The following is a 17,821-nucleotide window of genomic DNA, read 5'->3' on the forward strand; positions in this document are numbered from 1 at the left end:
GCGCACCGGGGAATGACGAGAGAAATGGAGTTAGATCGCGGCCTTCAGATTGGCGAAGGCGTCCTGGACGTATTTGGTGAGCTGGCGCTTGCCGCCCTGCTCGAGCCAGGCGTCGACCGCGATGCGCAGCGCACCGCTCGCGGCCATCGCGACGAGACGAAGACGGTCGCGGCGGTCCTTGCCCGGCCACAATTCGCGCAGCGTCTCGTAGACGACCTGCTCCCGATGCTGATCGCTGCGGTGCTTGCGGGAGCTCAGCACTTCGCTCTCACGGATCAGGCGCGAAATCGCAACCGTTCGCGACGTCTGGAAGCGGGCGGACATTTCTAGCAAGGCCTCGCGGACGACGTCGATCGGCTCGCCCGCGGCGGCATGGTCGCGGATCGATGCCTTCAGCGCGTCGTCATAGCCGGCGATATGGGCGAGCAGGATGTCGTCCTTGCTCCTGAAATAGTAGAAGAAGGTCCTGCGCGAGATGCCGGCCGCCGCCGCGATCTCATCCAGCGTCGTCGCCTCGAAGCCGTTGGCCAGAAACAGCTCCATGCCGACATCGGCGATGCGTCGGGTCGTCTCGCGGCGATTTCGCTCGCGCAGGCCTTCGGTCTTTGCAGACGTCTGGGTTTTCGTCTCGGGCATCGGCCGCGTCTCTCATGAACAGGCAATCAGGGCAAAAGCATTTTGCGGCCTCGGGTTCGCGCGGCCGTCGGCGTCAACGCGCGCAGTGCGCGGTTGGACATGCGTCTTCCGGTCGCAGGCGGCGGTCCCGGCCATAAAACCGCCCAACACAATAATTACACTAAGTGTAATATTTACACCAAGTGTAAGTCAGTGGGCCGGCAATGACATCTTGCTCGCGCGTATGCCGGATCAAGCTGCTTCCGGCGGCAAATGGATTCGTGAGCAGGCGGGGGGTACCGCTCCGCGGCTGGGCGGCGGCGAACCTGCTCGCTCTGCTGGTCTCGGGCTGCGCGACGGCGACGCTGGATCAGGCAGGCTCGCTTCGCTCCTACGACAATATGGTGCAATCGGACGGGATGTTGACCCGCTCGCTGCTGCGGGTCAACAAGGATGAGGTGCTGGCGGCGAAAACCGTCAGGATCGTCCCCACCGTGTTCTCGGAGCGAACGCCCGCGCCGTTCACGGCTGCACAGCGCCGGCTCGTGACCAACGCGGCTGATCGCGCATTATGTGCGGGCCTGAGCGAACGCTTCTACGTGGTTGCGTCGGAGCCGGCCGATCTGACCGTTCACGCCGTCATCACGCATGCGGTGCCCACCGATCCGACGGCGGTCGGCGTCTCCAAGGGTGTGTCGGTAGCGAAGTCGATTCTGTTGCCCGGCGTGCCCGTGCCGGTGCCGCGGATTCCGGTGGGACTCGGCAGCCTGTCGCTCGAGGCCGAGGCACGCGATCCGGCCGGGCAGCAGAAGGCGGCGATGGTCTGGGGCCGCGCGGCCAGTGCCTTCGACAACGGGCGGATGTCGGAGGAGGGCGATGCGTACGGCCTTGCGGCATCGTTCGGCGGCGATTTCAGCCAGATGCTGGTCACCGGCGTGACGCCGTTCGGCGGCGTGCCCTCGATACCCTCGATGCAGCGGCTCGGCTTCCTGCTCGGCGGCGCGCCGAAATATCCGGCGTGCGAAGCGTTCGGGCGTGCGCCCGGTCTCATCGGCATGGTCGGCGACAGCGCCGGCGTGCCGCCGGACTGGACCGACAAGGGACCGGTTGCGGCGAAGGTGGAGTGATAGGCAAGACTGCGGCAACGTATTGAGCGACGCGTCCCGGAAAACTATCCTTCGTCATTCGGGGGCGGCGCGTAGCGCCGAGCCCGGAATCCATAACCACGGCTGTCGAGATGGCCTACTACGTCGATCTCCTTGCCAGCAGGAAGCACGGCACCCGCTATCTGGGTGTGACGAACGACATCGTGCGTCGCGTCCACGAGCACCGAACCAAAGCGGCTCCCGGGTTCACGTCACGATACGGGGTCGACAAGCTGGTCTGGTTTGAAATCTACGACGACGCGGCCACCGCGATCACACGGGAGAAAGAACTGAAGAAATGGCGGCGCGATTGGAAGGTGCGGCTGATTGAAGAGCAAAATCCCGTGTGGGTCGATCGCTTTCCGGGAATATCCAACTGACATTCGTGGTTATGGATTCCGGGCTCACGCTTCGCGTGCCCCGGAATGACGACACAAACAAAAACCCCGGCATCGCTGCCGGGGTTTTGCATTTCGTGAATTGCCTTGAGAGGCTGGACTTAGAAGTCCATGCCGCCCATGCCGCCGCCCGGAGGCATCGCGGGGCCGCCGGCGTTCTTCTTCGGCAGCTCGGCAACCATCGCTTCCGTGGTGATCAGGAGCGCGGCAACCGAGGCAGCGTTCTGGATCGCGGTACGGACGACCTTGGTCGGGTCGATGATGCCCTTCTTGACGAGGTCGGCATAGTCGCCGGTCTGGGAGTCGAAGCCGTGGTTGTAGGCCTTGTTCTCCAGGATCTTGCCGACGATGACGGAGCCGTCTTCACCGGCGTTGATCGCGATCTGGCGAGCCGGAGCCGACAGCGCCTTGCGCACGATCTCGACGCCGGTCTTCTGGTCGTCGTTCTTGGTGCGCAGGCCCTTGAGCTGCTCGGAAGCACGGAGCAGGGCGACGCCGCCGCCCGGGACGATGCCTTCCTCGACTGCCGCGCGGGTCGCGTGCATCGCGTCATCAACGCGATCCTTGCGCTCCTTCACCTCGACTTCGGTCGCGCCGCCGACGCGGATCACCGCGACGCCGCCTGCGAGCTTGGCGAGACGCTCCTGCAGCTTCTCACGGTCGTAGTCCGAGGTGGTCTCCTCGATCTGCGCCTTGATCTGGGCAACGCGGGCGTCGATGTCGGCCTTCTTGCCGGCGCCGTTGACGATCGTGGTGTTTTCCTTGTCGATCATCACCTTCTTGGCGCGACCGAGCATCTGCAGCGTGACGTTCTCGAGCTTGATGCCGAGGTCTTCCGAGATGGCCTGGCCGCCGGTCAGGATCGCGATGTCCTGCAGCATGGCCTTGCGGCGATCGCCGAAGCCCGGAGCCTTGACGGCCGCGACCTTCAGGCCGCCACGCAGGCGGTTGACGACGAGGGTGGCGAGGGCTTCGCCTTCGACGTCCTCAGCGACGATCACCAGCGGCTTGCCGGTCTGCACCACGGCCTCGAGCAGCGGCAGCAGCTCGTTCAGCGAGGAGAGCTTCTTCTCGTTGATCAGGATGTAGGCGTCGTCCATCTCAACGCGCATCTTGTCGGCGTTGGTGACGAAGTAGGGCGAGATGTAGCCGCGGTCGAACTGCATGCCCTCGACGACGTCGAGCTCGGTCTCGAGCGACTTGGCTTCCTCGACCGTGATCACGCCCTCGTTGCCGACCTTCTTCATGGCGTCGGCGAGGAACTTGCCGATCTCGGCATCGCCGTTGGCCGAAATGGTGCCGACCTGGGCGATCTCCTCGTTCGAGGTGACCTTCTTCGAGTTCTTCTGGAGGTCCGCAACGACGGCTTCGACCGCGAGGTCGATACCGCGCTTCAGATCCATCGGGTTCATGCCGGCGGCGACCGACTTGGCGCCTTCCTTCACGATCGCCTGGGCGAGCACGGTCGCCGTGGTGGTGCCGTCGCCGGCCGCGTCAGCGGACTTGGAGGCGACTTCGCGCACCATCTGGGCGCCCATGTTCTCGAACTTGTCCTCGAGCTCGATCTCCTTGGCGACGGTGACGCCGTCCTTGGTGATGCGGGGAGCGCCGAACGACTTTTCGAGCACCACGTTGCGGCCCTTCGGACCGAGCGTGACCTTCACCGCGTTGGCGAGAACGTCTACGCCGCGCAGCATCTTGTCGCGCGCCTCGACGGAGAATTTGACTTCTTTAGCTGCCATCTGAGTTTTTCCTTGAGAGGTTTACCTGGGAGGGAGGGAGGCGCTTAGGCCGCCTTCTTCTTGGAAGCGGGGACGTCGAGCACGCCCATGATGTCGCTTTCCTTCATGATCAGCAGGTCTTCGCCGTCGATCTTGACCTCGGTGCCGGACCACTTGCCGAACAGGACACGGTCGCCGACCTTGACGTCGATGGGGATCAGCTTGCCGGCTTCATCGCGGCCGCCCGGGCCGACGGCGATGACTTCGCCCTGCGAGGGCTTTTCCTTGGCGCTGTCCGGAATGATGATGCCGCCAGCAGTCTTCTCTTCGGCGTCGATGCGCTTGACCACGACGCGGTCGTGAAGCGGACGGAATTGCATGCAGTCCTCCTAAATATTTGCGGATGCTGTAGATTTTTGGAGTGTTAGCAGTCCAGCCCGGCGAGTGCCAGGATGGTTGCGAAGGAGATAGGTCAAGCCTTGGCGGCGGGCAAGTGCCTCTAGCAGAAAAATTGGCACTCGCGGATGACGGCTGCCAAAACATGCCGAGATCATTTCGGCATCCTTAATGCCGCACCGAGGGGCACCGCGGCTATTAGCAGATGCGGTAAGCTGCTGCTAACGCAAGAAATTTCAACAACCTATTAAACATTTGGGCTTGTGATGGGTTAGTCGCGTGCGTCACATTTCTCTCATGTGAGCGCATCCATTGCCCGGTGGTCCGGCGGGGAGGTCGGCCACCACGTGAATGCGCTCCGTCACAGGAGGTTGGCATGGACTCGCGAGTTGGTGGGGGTGTTTCCGACGATTTCCGGAAGCAGTTGCTGGGGTATGGGCTGACGACGGCGCAAATCCTTTATCGGATGCCGGATCACCCCTCGTTGCTGCAGACCTATGTCTGGCAGAACTACGACCTGTTTCCGAAATTTCCGGCGCTGCAGGATTTCCTCAGCTTCTGGCAGCAGAAGCTCGAAGGCCCGCTGTTTTCGGTGACGGTGGCGCATTCCAAGCTGGTCAAGCCGGCCGAACTGCGCGCCGTCGACGGCGTGTTCCGGCTGCATTGATCCGCCCGGGCGGGCAGGGCGCGCGGTGGGCGCCTTTGTCCACCTCGCGCAGCGCGACTTGTGTTAGCCTTCGCCGTCACAAGAAGACGGGAGGCGAACAATGGCCAAGAAGACGGCATCGAGATCCGCAGCCAAGACCGCGGTGAAGAAGAAATGGTCGGGGCTTGGCGCCGGTGCCAAAAAATCGTCCGCGCGGAAGACCATCAAGTCGAAAGGCCGCGTTTCGGCGGCCAGGAAGAGCGCGCCCAAGAGAGCGGCCAAGGCGGCAACCAAGGCGCGGCCGAAGCAGCGCGTCGCGATCAGCCATCACCGCGAAGAGGATTTCAAGGCCGACGGGCTGCGTGCCTACGCCAAGTACCGCGACCTCGGTATCGCCGCAGCCTCTCATGGCCTCGCGCAGGCGCATGTCATCCGGCTGCAGGGACCGTGCAATCCGGATGAAGTCTCGAAGCTGCACTTCCACGACATCGACTTCCAGATGGTCTATGTGCTCAAGGGCTGGGTGAAGACCTACATGGAAGGTGAAGGCGAGACGCTGATGCGAGAAGGCAGCGCCTGGACCCAGCCGCCGCGCATCCGGCACATGATTTTGGATTATTCCGACGACGTCGAACTGCTGGAAGTGATCCTGCCGGCTGAGTTCAAGACGGTGGAGTTGAAGGCGTAGCTTTCTGTCATTCCGGGGCGCGCGTTCGCGCGACCCGTTGGCGCCGCCCCGGAATGACGAAGAAAACGTATCGTAGCCCGGATGCAGCGCAGCGAAATCCGGGATTCACGCACACGGTCAGCACCGCCCCGGATTGCGCTTTGCTCCATCCGGGCTACGGCTACGTCAGCATCCCCACGATCGCGCCCATCAGGCACGTCGTCAGCGTCCCTGACACAATCGACTTCAGGCCGAGCCCGTTGATTTCGTCGCGCCGTCCGGGCGCCATGATGCCGAGGCCGCCGATCATGATGCCGAGGCTCGCGAAATTGGCAAAGCCGCACATCGCGTAGAGCATGATCAGCCGCGAGCGCGGATCGAGCGCGTCCGGGCCAAGCTTCGACAAATCGACATAGGCGATCAACTCGTTCAGCACGGTCTTGGTGCCCATCAGGCTTCCCGCCGTGATCGCCTGCGGCCACGGCAGCCCCATCAGCCAGCACACCGGCGCCATCAGGTAGCCGAGCAGCCGTTGCAGCGAGATCTTCGCGCCGCCGATCTCCGGCAATAGCCCGATGATCTTGTTCGCGAGATAGACCAGGGCGACCAGCACCAAGAGCATCGCGATGATGTTCATCAAGAGCTCGAGCCCCGCGGCGGTGCCCTTCACGATCGCGTCCATCGTCGACGACACCTGGACATCGGGATCCTCGAGCGATCCGCCGGTACGCTTGTCGGATGTCTCCGGCACCATGATCAGGCTGACAAGAATGGCGGCCGGCGCACCCAGCACCGAGGCGATGACGAAATGCGCGGCGGCATCCGGGATCAGCGGCGCCAGCAGCGTCGCGTACAGCACCAGCACGGTGCCGGCAATTCCGGCCATGCCGCCGGTCATCACCAGAAACAATTCGCTGCGGGTGAGCTGGCCCAGATAGGGGCGGATGAAGAGCGGCGCTTCCACCATGCCGAGGAAGATATTGGCTGCGGTCGAGAGCCCGACCGCGCCGCCGACGCCGAGCGTGCGCTCCAGGATCCAGGCCATGCCGCGCACCACAGGCGGCAGCACGCGCCAATAGAACAGCAGCGTCGTCAGCACGCTCATCACGAGCACGATCGGCAGCGCCTGGAAGGCGAGGATGAAATCCGAGCCCGGCGCCTTCGGATCGAACGGCGCCGGGCCGCCGCCGACATATCCGAACACGAAGGCGGTGCCGGCGCGCGTCGCCGCTGCGATCGTGCCGACGGCATCGTTGATCGCGCCGAACGCCTGCGTCACCAGCGGCACCTTGATCAGCACCAGTGCGGTGACGACCGTGACGCCGAGCCCGATCGCCGCCTGCCGCAACGACACCATCCGATGATTCTCGCTCAACGCCCAGGCGATCACCAGCAACGCCACCACGCCGAACGCCGATTGCAACTGCAGCATCACGCCCCCAAGAACCTCAACGGATTATGGCAGGGGCTTCGCGCAGCGCAATGCTGTTGCGCGTTGATCCCGAATCCATTGACAAGTTGCAGGGGCTCAGCCACGCAATCGTGCATGTCCTCCGCCATGCCGGCCGGCGCCCGCGATCTGCTCGGTCACAGACCGTTCCTGTTCTTCCTGTCGTCGCGCAGCCTGTCGCGCTTCTCCAGCCAGATCGGCGCGGTCGCGATCGGATGGCAGATCTATGACCTGACCGGCAGCGCGTTCGAGCTCGGCATGGTCGGTCTGATCCAGTTCCTGCCGACGGCGCTCCTGGTGTTCGTCGCAGGCCATGCTGCCGACCGCTTCGAGCGCAAGCGCGTGGTGCAGGCCTGCCAGGTGGCGGAAGCGCTGACCGCTTTGTTTCTCGCCGGAAGCACATTTGCCGGCACCATTTCCGAGATCCAGATCTTCGTCGCGACCTTCGTGCTGGGGATCGCCGGTGCGTTCGAAAGCCCGGCGACCGCCGCGCTGCTGCCGCTGATCGCTCCGCAAGGTTCGCTGCAGCGGGCGACCGCGATCTCGAGCGGCGCGGCGCAGGTTGCGACCATCACGGGACCCGCGCTCGGCGGCTTCGCCTATGCGCTGATGCCGAGCGCGCCCTACGGCATCATGATGGTGTTCTGGCTGTTCGGCGCGCTGCTCACCGGCGGAATCGGCCGCTTGCAGCAGGCGGCAGCGAAGAACGGCGAGGTGTCGGATGACCTGTTTGCCGGCGTCACCTTCGTTCGCAGCAATCCGGCGATCCTCGGCACCATCTCGCTCGATCTGTTCGCGGTGCTGTTCGGTGGCGTCACTGCGCTGCTGCCGATCTATGCGCGCGACATCCTGCACACCGGCCCGCTCGGCCTCGGCATCCTGCGCGCGGCGCCGGCACTCGGCGCGCTCTTGATGACGATGGTGCTGGCGCGTCACACCATCAACCGCCGTGTCGGCATGCGCATGTTCCAGTCGGTGATCGTGTTCGGTGTGGCGACGGTGGTGTTCGCGCTGTCGCACTGGATGTGGCTATCGGCCTTGGCGCTCGCGGTGCTCGGCGCGGCGGATACGATCAGCGTCGTGATTCGCTTCTCGCTGGTGCAGCTGGCGACGCCGGACGAGATGCGCGGCCGCGTCGGCGCGGTGAATTTCCTGTTCATCAACGCGTCCAACCAGCTCGGCCAGTTCGAAAGCGGCGTCACCGCCGCGCTGCTCGGCGCCGTGCCGTCGGCCGTGCTCGGCGGCGTCGCGACGGTTGCGGTGGCGCTGCTCTGGATGAAGCTGTTCCCGACGCTGCGCGACGTAGAGAAGCTGGAGTAGGGCTTCTTACCTCGCCCCGCTTGCGGGGAGAGGTCGACGCGAAGCGGCGGGTGAGGGGGACTCTCCGCGGGTTCGTCTCTCACCGTCGTCGTGAAGGCTCGCCCTCGCGCTGACCTTCTTCCCCCGCGCACGATTTCGGAATAATGGAAAAATACTGCTGAGTTGCCCGACGTGTCAAGTCGCCGTGTCGGGCGCCGGCAGTCGCCGGCTACTGTGCATGGGGTTGTTTTCGATATTTTGACCGTACGCCCTGCGAGGGCATGGCCGGGACAATTCCGGCCATGCCCTCGTGTAGCTCTGCCGCAAGCGAAAAAGGGAAGATCAGCCCCGACCGACGAACGGCATCTTGGTCGCCATCACAGTCATGAACAGCACATTGGCGTCGAGCGGCAGGCCGGCCATGTAGGCGACGGCGTCGCCGACCGCTTTCGCATCCATGCGAGGCTCGTGCTTGGTGGTGCCGTCCGGCTGCAGCACGCCGGGGCCGTTGACCATGCGATCGGTCATCGGCGTCGCGGCGTTGCCGATGTCGACCTGGCCGACCGCGATGTCATACATGCGGCCGTCGAGGTTGGAGGCTTTGGTGAGGCCGGTGATGGCGTGCTTGGTCGAGGTGTAGGCCGCCGAGAACGGCCGCGGCGCATGCGCCGAGATCGAGCCGTTGTTGATGATGCGGCCGCCGCGCGGGGTCTGGTCCTTCATGATGCGGAAGGCGTGCTGGGTGCACAGGAACGGCGCGGTGAGGTTGGTGTTGACCACGGCCTGCCACTGCTCGAGCGGCAGGTCCTCGAAATGCACCGGCGGCGCGCCCATGCCGGCGTTGTTGAAGAGAACGTCGAGCCGGCCGTAGGTCGCCTTGACCTTGTCGAACAGCGCGGCGATCGCGGCCGGATTGGCCATGTCGGCCGAGACGCACAGGCTCTTGCCGGCGGGGCCGAGCTTGGCGGTCTCCTCCAGCATCTCGATGCGGCGGCCGGCGAGCACCACGGTGTAGCCCTTGTCCATCAAAGCGAGCGATGCCGCGCGGCCGACACCGGTGCCGGCGCCGGTGACGAGTGCGATCTTGCTGGTTGCTTCGGTCATCCGAGTTTCCTCTTACTTGGTTTTTGCTTCGGTTTCGTTCTTGTAGGGTGGGCGCGGAATGTTCTGGTGCGCCGCGCGCAGCGCCGCCGACCAGCGCGAGCGCAAATCGTGGAAATAGGGCTCGCCGGCCTCGATGCGGTGGTTGAGATCGGCCTCGCAGGCGTCGGTGCGGACCACCAGCACGTCGATCGGCAGGCCGACGCCGAGATTGGAACGCATCGTCGAATCCATCGAGATCAGCCCGGTCTTGAGCGCCTCGTAGAGCTCGACGTCGTAATGCATGGCGCGGTCGAGCACCGGCTTGCCGTATTTGTGCTCGCCGATCTGCAAATAGGGCGTGTCGGTGGTGCACTCGATGAAGTTGCCGGCGGTGTAGACCATGAACAGGCGCATCCGCGAGCCCTTGATCTGGCCGCCGAAGAGGAACGAGACATCGAACGAGATGTCCTCGGAGCGCAGCGCATCGCCCTCGGTGGCATGCACCGAGCGGATGGCGCGGCCGATCCGCTGCGCCGCCTGGAACATGGTCGGCGCGTTCATCAGCGTCTCGAGCTCGCCGGTGTGCGGATCTTCCATGCCCTCAGTCAGGGTCGACAGCACCGACTGGCTGATCGCGAGATTCCCCGCGCTGGCGATCGCCATGATGCGGTCGCCGGGCTTTTCGAAGATGTGCAGCTTGCGGAAGGTCGAAACGTTGTCGAGGCCGGCATTGGTGCGGGTATCGGCGATCATGACGAGGCCGTCGCGCACCAGAATTCCGCAGCAATAGGTCATTTCCAGCCCTCAAACGGTCCGGGTTTCTCGGCGCCAAACGTGTAGCCAATTTCGAGGTCGCATCCAACCCCAATTCCCCGTGACGGGACATGCGATGGCCCGTCAAAAGTGGGCCGGCGGCGGTCCGTGTCAGGCCCTGTTCCACCGCCAGCCGCCCGTGCTTGCCCGGCCCCGTTCTGTGTTGCGCGCAGCGGGCAATGATCTGCACCCCCTGTCATTGCGAGGCCGATGGCGTTGTGGTCGACTGCCTGCAATCGACAAGAACAACAAGAATTCCGGGAGGCGAGAATGTCATTCAGACTGGCTACGTGCATCATGGCCTTGGGCGCAGCCGTGATGGCCGCGAGCCCTGCATCGGCGCAGAAGAAGGGAGGCACGCTCCGGCTCTATCACAACGACAATCCGCCTTCGACCTCGCTGCTCGAGGAATCCACCATCGCCTCGGTGATGCCGTTCGCGGCGGTCTTCAACAACCTCGTGGTGTTCGATCCGGCCAAGGTGCACGAATCGATCGACACCGTGATCCCTGATCTCGCCGAGAGCTGGATGTGGGATTCCACCAACACAAGGCTCACCTTCAAGCTGCATCACGGCGTGAAATGGCATGACGGCCAGCCGTTCACCGCCAGGGACGTGCAATGCACCTGGCGGATGCTGATCGGCAAGAGCGAGACCCAAGACTCCAAAACCCAGGACTTCAAGCGCAACCCGCGCAAGGTCTGGTATTCGAAGCTCAAGGACGTCAGCATCAATGGCGACGACGAGGCGACCTTCGAACTGACCGAGCCGCAGCCCGGGCTGCTGGCGCTGCTCGCCAGCGCCTTCTCGGTGGTCTATCCCTGCCACGTGCCGCAGCAGGTGATGCGCACCAAGCCGGTCGGCACCGGGCCGTTCAAATTCGTCGAATTCCGGCGCGGGGATTCGATCCGCCTGGTGCGCAACCCCGACTACTTCAAGAAGGACCGTCCGTATCTCGACGAGATCACGGTGCGCTCGATCGACAGTCGCGCCACGCGCATGCTGGCGTTCGCGACCGGCGACTATGACATCACCTTTCCGTCCGACGTCAGCATTCCCCTGATGAAGGACGTCAAGGCGCGGGCGCCGAGCGCGATCTGCGAGATGACCTCGACCAATCTGCAGATCAATCTCTTGGTCAATCGCGTCAATCCGCCGTTCGACAATCCCGAGATTCGCAAGGCGATGTCGCTGGCGCTGGATCGCAATGCCTTCAACAGTATCCTGTTCGAGGGCACCGGACGGCTCGGCGGCGCGATGCAGGCGAGGCCCGAAGGCGAGTGGGGCATGCCGCCGGAGATCCTGTCGACGCTGATGGGTTACGGACCCGACACCGGGAAGAACCTCGCGGATGCCCAGGCGATCATGCAGAAGCTCGGCTACAGCGACGCCAAGCCGCTGTCGATCAAGATCCAGACCCGCAATTTGCCGACCTATCGCGACCCGGCCGTGATCCTCGCCGACCAGCTCAAGAAGATCTACATCACAGCCGAGCTCGATATCCTCGATACGCCGCGCTGGTACTCGCGGCTGCAGCGCAAGGATTACACGATCGGCCTCAATGTCACCGGCGTCAGTGTCGACGATCCCGACGGCAACCTGGTCGAGAACTACTCCTGCAACTCCGAGCGCAACTACACCCAGTATTGCAATGCCGAGGTCGACAGGCTACTCGCCGCGCAGTCGCGTGAGGTCGACAAGGACAAGCGCCGCAACATCGTGTTCGACATCGAGCGCCTCTTGGTCGAGGACGCGGCGCGGCCGGTCATCCTGCACTCATCGGCCGGCAATTGCTGGCAGCCTTATGTGAGGAATTTTCATCCGCACGACAACAGCCAGTACAACAATCTGCGCTTCGAGGATGTCTGGCTGGACAAGTGACCGCGATGCAGCGGAGAGCCCAGGCCGTCACGGCTCCTGCTTACCTCCCGCCGGTGCGCCGACGAGGAACGCATCGTCGACCGGCACGCCGAGTGCGGTGACCAGCCGGTTGGTCTCGGCGGCCATGCCGACGATCGCCAGCATTTCCTGATATTCGGCGTCGGTCATGCCCTTGGCGCGTGCGCTCGCGGTGTGCGAATGAATGCAGTAGCTGCAGCCATGCGCAACAGAGACCGCGACATAGAGCATCTCCTTGACCTTCGGGTCGAGCGCGCCGGGGGCCATCACCTCCTTGATGCTCTCCCAGGTCCGCCGCAGCGTCTTCGGATCATGCGCGAGCGCGCGCCAGAAATTGTTGACGAAGTCCGAGTTCCGCGTCTTGCGGATGTCGTCGAAGACGGCGCGGGCCTCAGTCGAGAGCTCGTCGTCGGAAAGCAGCTTTACGGTGGCCATGAGTTGTCTCGCTGGTCTTGTTGAAGCAGCCATCATAGCACCCCCGCCGTCGTTGCGAGGAGCGAAGCGACGAAGCAATCCATGCCTCCGAAAGGGGGCAGATGGATTGCTTCGCTGCGCTCGCAATGACAGATGCGAAGAGGGGTCAGCCTTACGACTGCGACTGGCTCTGCCACTGCCCGGGGCGGCCGGCCTGGTCGACCTTGACCGCGACGGTCAGCGTCTCGTTGCCGCCGCCATAGCGGGTGCCGCGGACCGGGGCGGCGCCGAGATAGTCGAGGCCGATCGCGACGCGGGCATGGGCATCGGTGGTGCAGATGCCGTTGGCGGCGTCGAAGCCGACCCAGCCCAAATCCGGCACGAAGGCCTCGGCCCAGGCGTGGCCGGCCTGCTGGTTGACCATGCCGTCGGAGCGCAGGAAGTGGCCGGAGACGAACCGCGCCGGAACGCCGCCGGCGCGCGCGCAGGCGATCAGGATGTGCGCGTAGTCCTGGCAGACCCCGCGCTTCAGCGCGAACGCCTCGGAGGCCGAGGTGGCGCTGTTGGTCGGGTCTTCGTCGAAGCTCATGTGCTCGTAGATCTGCACCATCAGCGCGTGCAGGAAGCCGAGCACGTCGCTACCTGCTTCCGCGCGCAGCTCGCGCACCAAGCTCGTCATCGCCGGGTTGAGGTCGGTCAGCGGCGTGGGGCGCAGGAACAGGCTCGGCGGAAACCGCTCGTCGCTGCCTTTCAGCACGCCCCCGGTGTCCTGGGTCTCGACCAGACCTTCGCAGTGGATGGTGAGATCGGTGATCGAGCCATGCGTCAGCACGTGGGTGACGTTGCCGAACGCGTCCTCATGGATGTCGAGCCGGGAATCGGTCGAGACGTCGATCTGCCAGTCCGCGACATACTGGCCGTCATGGCTGCCCGGCGTCATCCGCAGAATCTGGATCACGCCCGAGGCCGCCGGCTCGTAGCGATAGGTGGTGGTGTGGGCTATCCGCAGGCGCATGGCTCAACCGCAGTTCAGTCGATTTTTCGGGCAGGAGCATCGTGTCCGGCCTCATGCCGGGCATCACGTCTTCGTCCTAATCGGCCGCGAAAGCAAGACTTCGATGGCCGGCGCGGGGGCCACCATGACGACAATTTGAGCACGTTTTCGGCCGTATCGGTCAGATCAGATACTGCTTGGTGATGATCTCACCCAGCCGGGAATTGTCCGCGATGAATTCCTGGATGAATTCGTGCACGCCGTGCTGAAAGATATCGTCCATATGGCTGTGCTCGAGCCGGTTCCGGATGCCACGGGCGTGGCGCTGGGCGGCGCCCTGGCGGCCATAGGCGACGCCGATCTGGTCCAGATTGCGCACCAGGTTGCTGTAGCAGCTGGCGAGCGACCGCGGCAGGGTGTCGTTGAGGATCAGCAGGTCGGCGATCAGCCACGGCTTCAGGGTTTCCCGGTACACCCAGTGATAGGCGGTCGTCGCCGACACCGAGCGCAGGATCGAGGTCCACTGGTAGTAGTCCAGTGGGCCGCCGACATGCTCTTCCTCGGGCAGCAGCACGTGATACTTCACATCGAGAATGCGGGCGGTGTTGTCGGCGCGCTCGAGATGCACGCCGAGCCGCGAGAACCAGTAGGCGTCGTTGCGCAGCATGGTGCGGTACGCCGAACCGTCGAAGCGCAGCGAGGTCTCCTGCACGAAGCGCAGGAACTTCGCCAGCTCCTCGCGATTGGCGGGACCCTTGTTCCAGACAGCCTGCAGCTCGATCCACGACGAATTGATGGTGTCCCACATCTCCGACGTCAGCGCGGTGCGCACCGAGCGCGAATTGAGCCGCGCAGCCTCGATGCAGTTCTTGATCGAGGAGGGATTCTCCGACGAAAAGGACAGATACTCGACGACGTTTCGCTCGTTGGCTTCTTCGTAATGGTCGTAGAACGCCGCGCCGACGCCGGCGGTGAGCAGCGCGGAGTCCCACTCATTGGTCTTGCCGATATAGGCCGCGGGCAGCGCGGTGACGCGCAGCGTGGCGTCGATCGTGCGCGCGAGATACTCGGCGCGTTCGACATAACGGGCCAGCCAGAACAGGTTTTCGGCGGTGCGCGACAGCATGCGATAGTCCCTACAAGACGAAACGTGTTTCACCTCCCCCTGAAAGGGGGAGGTCGACGCGCAGCGGCGGGTGGGGGTCCTCTCTCCATTCGGCGTATGCGGCCGACCCCCACCCCAACCCTCCCCCTCGCAGGGGGAGGGAGGTCTCGCGCAGCGCGTTGGGCTTCAAATCACTCACTCAGTATCCAGGTGTCCTTGGTGCCGCCGCCCTGGCTCGAATTGACCACGAGCGAGCCTTCCTTCAGCGCCACCCGCGTCAGTCCGCCGGGGACGATGGTGGTCTGGCTCGAGCCGGTCAGCACGAACGGGCGGAGGTCGACATGGCGCGGCGCCAGGCCCTTGTCGGTGCAGGTCGGGCAGGTCGACAGCGCCAGCGTCGGTTGGGCGATGAAGCCCTCCGGCTCGCGCTTGAGCTTGTCGCGGAATGCCTCGATGGTCGCCTTGGTGGCGGCGGGGCCGATCAGCATGCCGTAGCCGCCCGAGCCGTGCACCTCCTTGACGACGAGGTCGGCGAGGTTGTCGAGCACGTAGGACAGGTCCTGCGGTTCGCGGCAGCGCCAGGTCTGCACGTTCTTCAGGATCGGCTCCTCGCTGAGGTAGAATTTTACGATGTCCGGCATGTAGGAATAGATCGCCTTGTCGTCGGCGATGCCGGTGCCGACCGCGTTGGCGAGCGTGATGTTGCCGGCGGCATAGGCCGACATCAGCCCGGGGACGCCGAGCGCTGAATCCGGACGGAAGGTGAGGGGATCGAGGAAATCGTCGTCGACGCGGCGGTAGATCACGTCGACACGTTTCAGCCCCTCCGTGGTGCGCATGAACACCTCGTCGTTCTTGACGATGAGGTCGCGCCCCTCGACGAGCTCGATGCCGAGCTTGTCGGCCAGGAACGAGTGCTCGTAGTAGGCCGAGTTGTAGACGCCGGGCGTCATCAACGCGACCGTAGGTTCAGCCGAGGCGCTGTGCGGCGCCACCGAGCGCAGCGCCGACAACAGCTCGTCCGGATAGCGCTCGACCGGGGCGACGCGGTGCCGCGCGAACAGGTCCGGAAAAAGCCGCATCATGATCTCGCGGTTTTCCAGCATGTAGGACACGCCGGACGGCGTGCGCGCATTGTCCTCCAGCACGATGAAATTGTCCGGATCGGTGCGGATGATGTCGATGCCGGCGATGTGGACGTAGATGTCGTGCGGCACGTCCTGGCCGTTCATCTCCGGACGAAATACCGGGTTCTGGAAGATCAGGTCCTCGGGGATGACGTTGGCGCGCAGGATGTCACGGCCGTGATAGATATCCTTGAGGAACATGTTGAGCGCGAGCACGCGCTGCTTCAAGCCCTTCTCCAGCAGGGTCCACTCGGTCGCGGACATGATGCGCGGGATGACGTCGAACGGGATCAGCCGTTCCTGGGCCTCGGAATCCCCGTAGACCGCGAAGGTGATGCCGATCCGGCGGAACAGCAGCTCCGCTTCCTGGCGCCGATATTCGAGCGCATCCGGCGGCGTCTCTTTGAGCCAGCGGGAGAGCTCGTGGTAGGCCGGGCGGAGATCCTCGCCGAGGCCGTTCATCTCATCGAACGCGACTGCCATATATCCCGACTGCCCTCCCAAGCCAGCCCTCACGAGCCATGTGACACAGTGCATGACTTGATGGGATGGTAGCAAGGGGCGGGCCAGCGCGATATGCATTGGCTTGTGGCATTTGCTAAGGGGAAGGCGGAAGGCCTGCCTGAAAAACCGGCTGAGGTCTGCTTAATTCGGCGGCAAAACCCCGTGACATCAAGGCACTGGATCGGCAATGTCAGGGGATCAAGTTTAAGGAATGAGACCATGAGCGAGATCGTCACGGCGGGGATATTGGTGATCGGCGACGAGATCCTGTCCGGCCGGACCAAGGACAAGAACATCGGCTTCATCGCCGAATACCTGACCAATATCGGCATCGACCTGAAGGAGGTCCGCGTCGTCGCCGACGACGAGGCCGACATCGTGTCCGCCCTTGATGCGCTGCGGCATAGATACACCTACGTGTTCACCACCGGCGGCATCGGGCCGACCCATGACGACATCACCGCCGACAGCGTGGCGAAGGCGTTCGGGGTCGATATCCACCATCATCCCGATGTGGTGGCGCGGTTCAGGGAGCGCTGGAGCGAGCAGGACCTCAACGAGGCGCGGCTGCGGATGGCCCGGGTGCCCGACGGCGCCGAACTGATCCAGAGCGCGACCATTCTGGCGCCGGGCTTCAAGCTCGGCAACGTCATCGTGATGGCCGGCATCCCCACCATCATGCAGGCGATGATGGACATCGTGGCGCCGACCCTGAAGTCCGGCGTGCGGATGCTGTCGGACTCGGTCCGCGCCGATGCGCGGGAAGGCGACATCGGCGGCCCGCTGCGGGCGATCGCGGAAGCCAATCCCGACACCATCATCGGCAGCTATCCGTTCCAGGACGAGAACCAGAAGCCGAACACCAATCTGGTGGTCCGCTCGCGCGATCCGGAGAAGCTCGCCGCCGCCATGGCCGCGGTGAAGGAGATGTTGAAGCAGGTGCAGGCCGCACAGAAGAAGCCGGCGGGTTGAGGCGACATGGTTGAGAGAAATTCTGAATCGAGTGCACAGGATCGGGCCGGCAGGCCGTTCCCGGTGTCGTGGGATCAATTCCACCGGGATTGCCGGGCGCTGACCTGGCGGCTCAACGAGGTCGGCCCGTTCCATGCGGTGATCGCGATCACCCGCGGCGGGCTGGTGCCGGCGGCGATCGTGGCGCGCGAACTCGGCTTGCGGGTGATCGATACCGTCTGCATCGCCAGCTACGACCACGACAAGCAGGGCGACCTGAAGGTCCTCAAGGGCATCTCGGAGCAGACCGCCAAGCTCGGCGGCGGCACCGGCAAGGGGCTTCTGATCGTCGACGACCTCGTCGATACCGGCAAGACCGGCAAGCTGGTGCGCGAGATGCTGCCGGATGCACATTTCGCGACGGTCTATGCCAAGCCGAAGGGCCGGCCGCTGGTCGACACCTACATCACCGAGGTGTCGCAGGACACTTGGATCTTTTTTCCCTGGGACACCGCGCTGTCGTTCCAGCCGCCGATCAGGGATGGGGCGGCTTAAGGAGTCACCTCGCCCCGCCTGCGGGGAGAGGTCGATCGC

Annotated in this window: 18 protein-coding genes; 8 read left to right on the forward strand and 10 right to left on the reverse strand. The window is 64.2% G+C overall.

The features are described from left to right. Positions 1-30: 30 nt before the first annotated feature. Positions 31-636, reverse strand: a complete 606-nt coding sequence (locus AKN83_RS30570; protein ID WP_050404059.1) for a TetR/AcrR family transcriptional regulator — start codon at positions 634-636, stop codon at positions 31-33. A gap of 260 nt (positions 637-896) precedes the next feature. Here AKN83_RS30570 and AKN83_RS30575 point away from each other — a divergent pair, with 260 nt between their 5' ends. Further along, positions 897-1,742: a DUF3313 domain-containing protein gene (locus tag AKN83_RS30575; protein ID WP_050404065.1), complete on the forward strand. Its 846-nt coding sequence runs from the start codon at positions 897-899 to the stop codon at positions 1,740-1,742. 110 nt (positions 1,743-1,852) lie between these two features. Further along, a complete protein-coding gene (locus AKN83_RS30580; protein ID WP_050404060.1) occupies positions 1,853-2,140 on the forward strand; it encodes a GIY-YIG nuclease family protein in 288 nt (95 codons plus the stop codon). Positions 2,141-2,259: 119 nt separating this feature from the next. Here the strand turns inward: AKN83_RS30580 and groL are convergent, their stop codons facing one another. Further along, a complete protein-coding gene (groL, locus tag AKN83_RS30585; RefSeq protein WP_063695598.1) occupies positions 2,260-3,900 on the reverse strand; it encodes a chaperonin GroEL in 1,641 nt (546 codons plus the stop codon). Positions 3,901-3,944: 44 nt separating this feature from the next. Further along, complete coding sequence (gene groES, locus AKN83_RS30590) at positions 3,945-4,259, reverse strand: co-chaperone GroES (RefSeq protein WP_050404062.1); 315 nt, start codon at positions 4,257-4,259, stop codon at positions 3,945-3,947. A 392-nt stretch (positions 4,260-4,651) separates the two neighbouring features. On the opposite strand from groES, the gene AKN83_RS30595 reads away from it, so the two are divergent. Further along, positions 4,652-4,942, forward strand: a complete 291-nt coding sequence (locus AKN83_RS30595) for an usg protein (protein WP_063695599.1) — start codon at positions 4,652-4,654, stop codon at positions 4,940-4,942. 100 nt (positions 4,943-5,042) lie between these two features. Then, complete coding sequence (locus tag AKN83_RS30600; RefSeq protein WP_063695600.1) at positions 5,043-5,609, forward strand: cupin domain-containing protein; 567 nt, start codon at positions 5,043-5,045, stop codon at positions 5,607-5,609. A gap of 160 nt (positions 5,610-5,769) precedes the next feature. Here AKN83_RS30600 and AKN83_RS30605 read toward each other — a convergent pair whose 3' ends face one another. Then, on the reverse strand, positions 5,770-7,020 hold the full coding sequence (locus tag AKN83_RS30605; protein ID WP_050406370.1) for a NupC/NupG family nucleoside CNT transporter: 1,251 nt from the start codon (positions 7,018-7,020) through the stop codon (positions 5,770-5,772). A 114-nt stretch (positions 7,021-7,134) separates the two neighbouring features. Between AKN83_RS30605 and AKN83_RS30610 the strand changes: the two genes are divergently transcribed. After that, positions 7,135-8,358: an MFS transporter gene (locus AKN83_RS30610; RefSeq protein ID WP_050406371.1), complete on the forward strand. Its 1,224-nt coding sequence runs from the start codon at positions 7,135-7,137 to the stop codon at positions 8,356-8,358. Between the two features lie 321 nt (positions 8,359-8,679). On the opposite strand, the gene AKN83_RS30615 is transcribed toward AKN83_RS30610, so the two are convergent. Together AKN83_RS30615 and AKN83_RS30620 are read right to left on the reverse strand one after the other, a co-directional pair. Continuing rightward, the gene (locus AKN83_RS30615) at positions 8,680-9,441 is read right to left on the reverse strand and encodes an SDR family oxidoreductase (protein WP_050406372.1); all 762 of its coding nucleotides are present in this window, start codon (positions 9,439-9,441) and stop codon (positions 8,680-8,682) included. A 12-nt stretch (positions 9,442-9,453) separates the two neighbouring features. Then, a complete protein-coding gene (locus AKN83_RS30620; protein ID WP_050406373.1) occupies positions 9,454-10,215 on the reverse strand; it encodes a proteasome-type protease in 762 nt (253 codons plus the stop codon). Between the two features lie 288 nt (positions 10,216-10,503). Here AKN83_RS30620 and AKN83_RS30625 point away from each other — a divergent pair, with 288 nt between their 5' ends. Beyond that, a complete protein-coding gene (locus AKN83_RS30625) occupies positions 10,504-12,114 on the forward strand; it encodes an ABC transporter substrate-binding protein (protein WP_050406374.1) in 1,611 nt (536 codons plus the stop codon). A gap of 27 nt (positions 12,115-12,141) precedes the next feature. Here AKN83_RS30625 and AKN83_RS30630 read toward each other — a convergent pair whose 3' ends face one another. The 4 genes from AKN83_RS30630 to AKN83_RS30645 all read right to left on the reverse strand — a co-directional run bounded on the left by AKN83_RS30630 (position 12,142) and on the right by AKN83_RS30645 (position 16,255). Next, positions 12,142-12,567: a carboxymuconolactone decarboxylase family protein gene (locus AKN83_RS30630; protein WP_050406375.1), complete on the reverse strand. Its 426-nt coding sequence runs from the start codon at positions 12,565-12,567 to the stop codon at positions 12,142-12,144. A gap of 151 nt (positions 12,568-12,718) precedes the next feature. Beyond that, entirely contained in the window at positions 12,719-13,561 is an 843-nt protein-coding gene (locus tag AKN83_RS30635) for a transglutaminase family protein (protein ID WP_050406376.1), read from the reverse strand. A gap of 160 nt (positions 13,562-13,721) precedes the next feature. After that, on the reverse strand, positions 13,722-14,666 hold the full coding sequence (locus AKN83_RS30640; protein ID WP_050406377.1) for an alpha-E domain-containing protein: 945 nt from the start codon (positions 14,664-14,666) through the stop codon (positions 13,722-13,724). 170 nt (positions 14,667-14,836) lie between these two features. Beyond that, the gene (locus AKN83_RS30645; RefSeq protein ID WP_050406378.1) at positions 14,837-16,255 is read right to left on the reverse strand and encodes a circularly permuted type 2 ATP-grasp protein; all 1,419 of its coding nucleotides are present in this window, start codon (positions 16,253-16,255) and stop codon (positions 14,837-14,839) included. A gap of 240 nt (positions 16,256-16,495) precedes the next feature. Between AKN83_RS30645 and AKN83_RS30650 the strand changes: the two genes are divergently transcribed. Both AKN83_RS30650 and gpt read left to right on the forward strand, forming a co-directional pair. Continuing rightward, positions 16,496-17,248, forward strand: a complete 753-nt coding sequence (locus tag AKN83_RS30650) for a competence/damage-inducible protein A (RefSeq protein ID WP_050406379.1) — start codon at positions 16,496-16,498, stop codon at positions 17,246-17,248. A gap of 6 nt (positions 17,249-17,254) precedes the next feature. After that, the gene (gene gpt, locus AKN83_RS30655) at positions 17,255-17,782 is read left to right on the forward strand and encodes a xanthine phosphoribosyltransferase (RefSeq protein ID WP_050406380.1); all 528 of its coding nucleotides are present in this window, start codon (positions 17,255-17,257) and stop codon (positions 17,780-17,782) included. Positions 17,783-17,821: the final 39 nt, after the last annotated feature.

The sequence above is a fragment of the Bradyrhizobium embrapense genome (genome assembly GCF_001189235.2).
Classification (GTDB): domain Bacteria; phylum Pseudomonadota; class Alphaproteobacteria; order Rhizobiales; family Xanthobacteraceae; genus Bradyrhizobium; species Bradyrhizobium embrapense.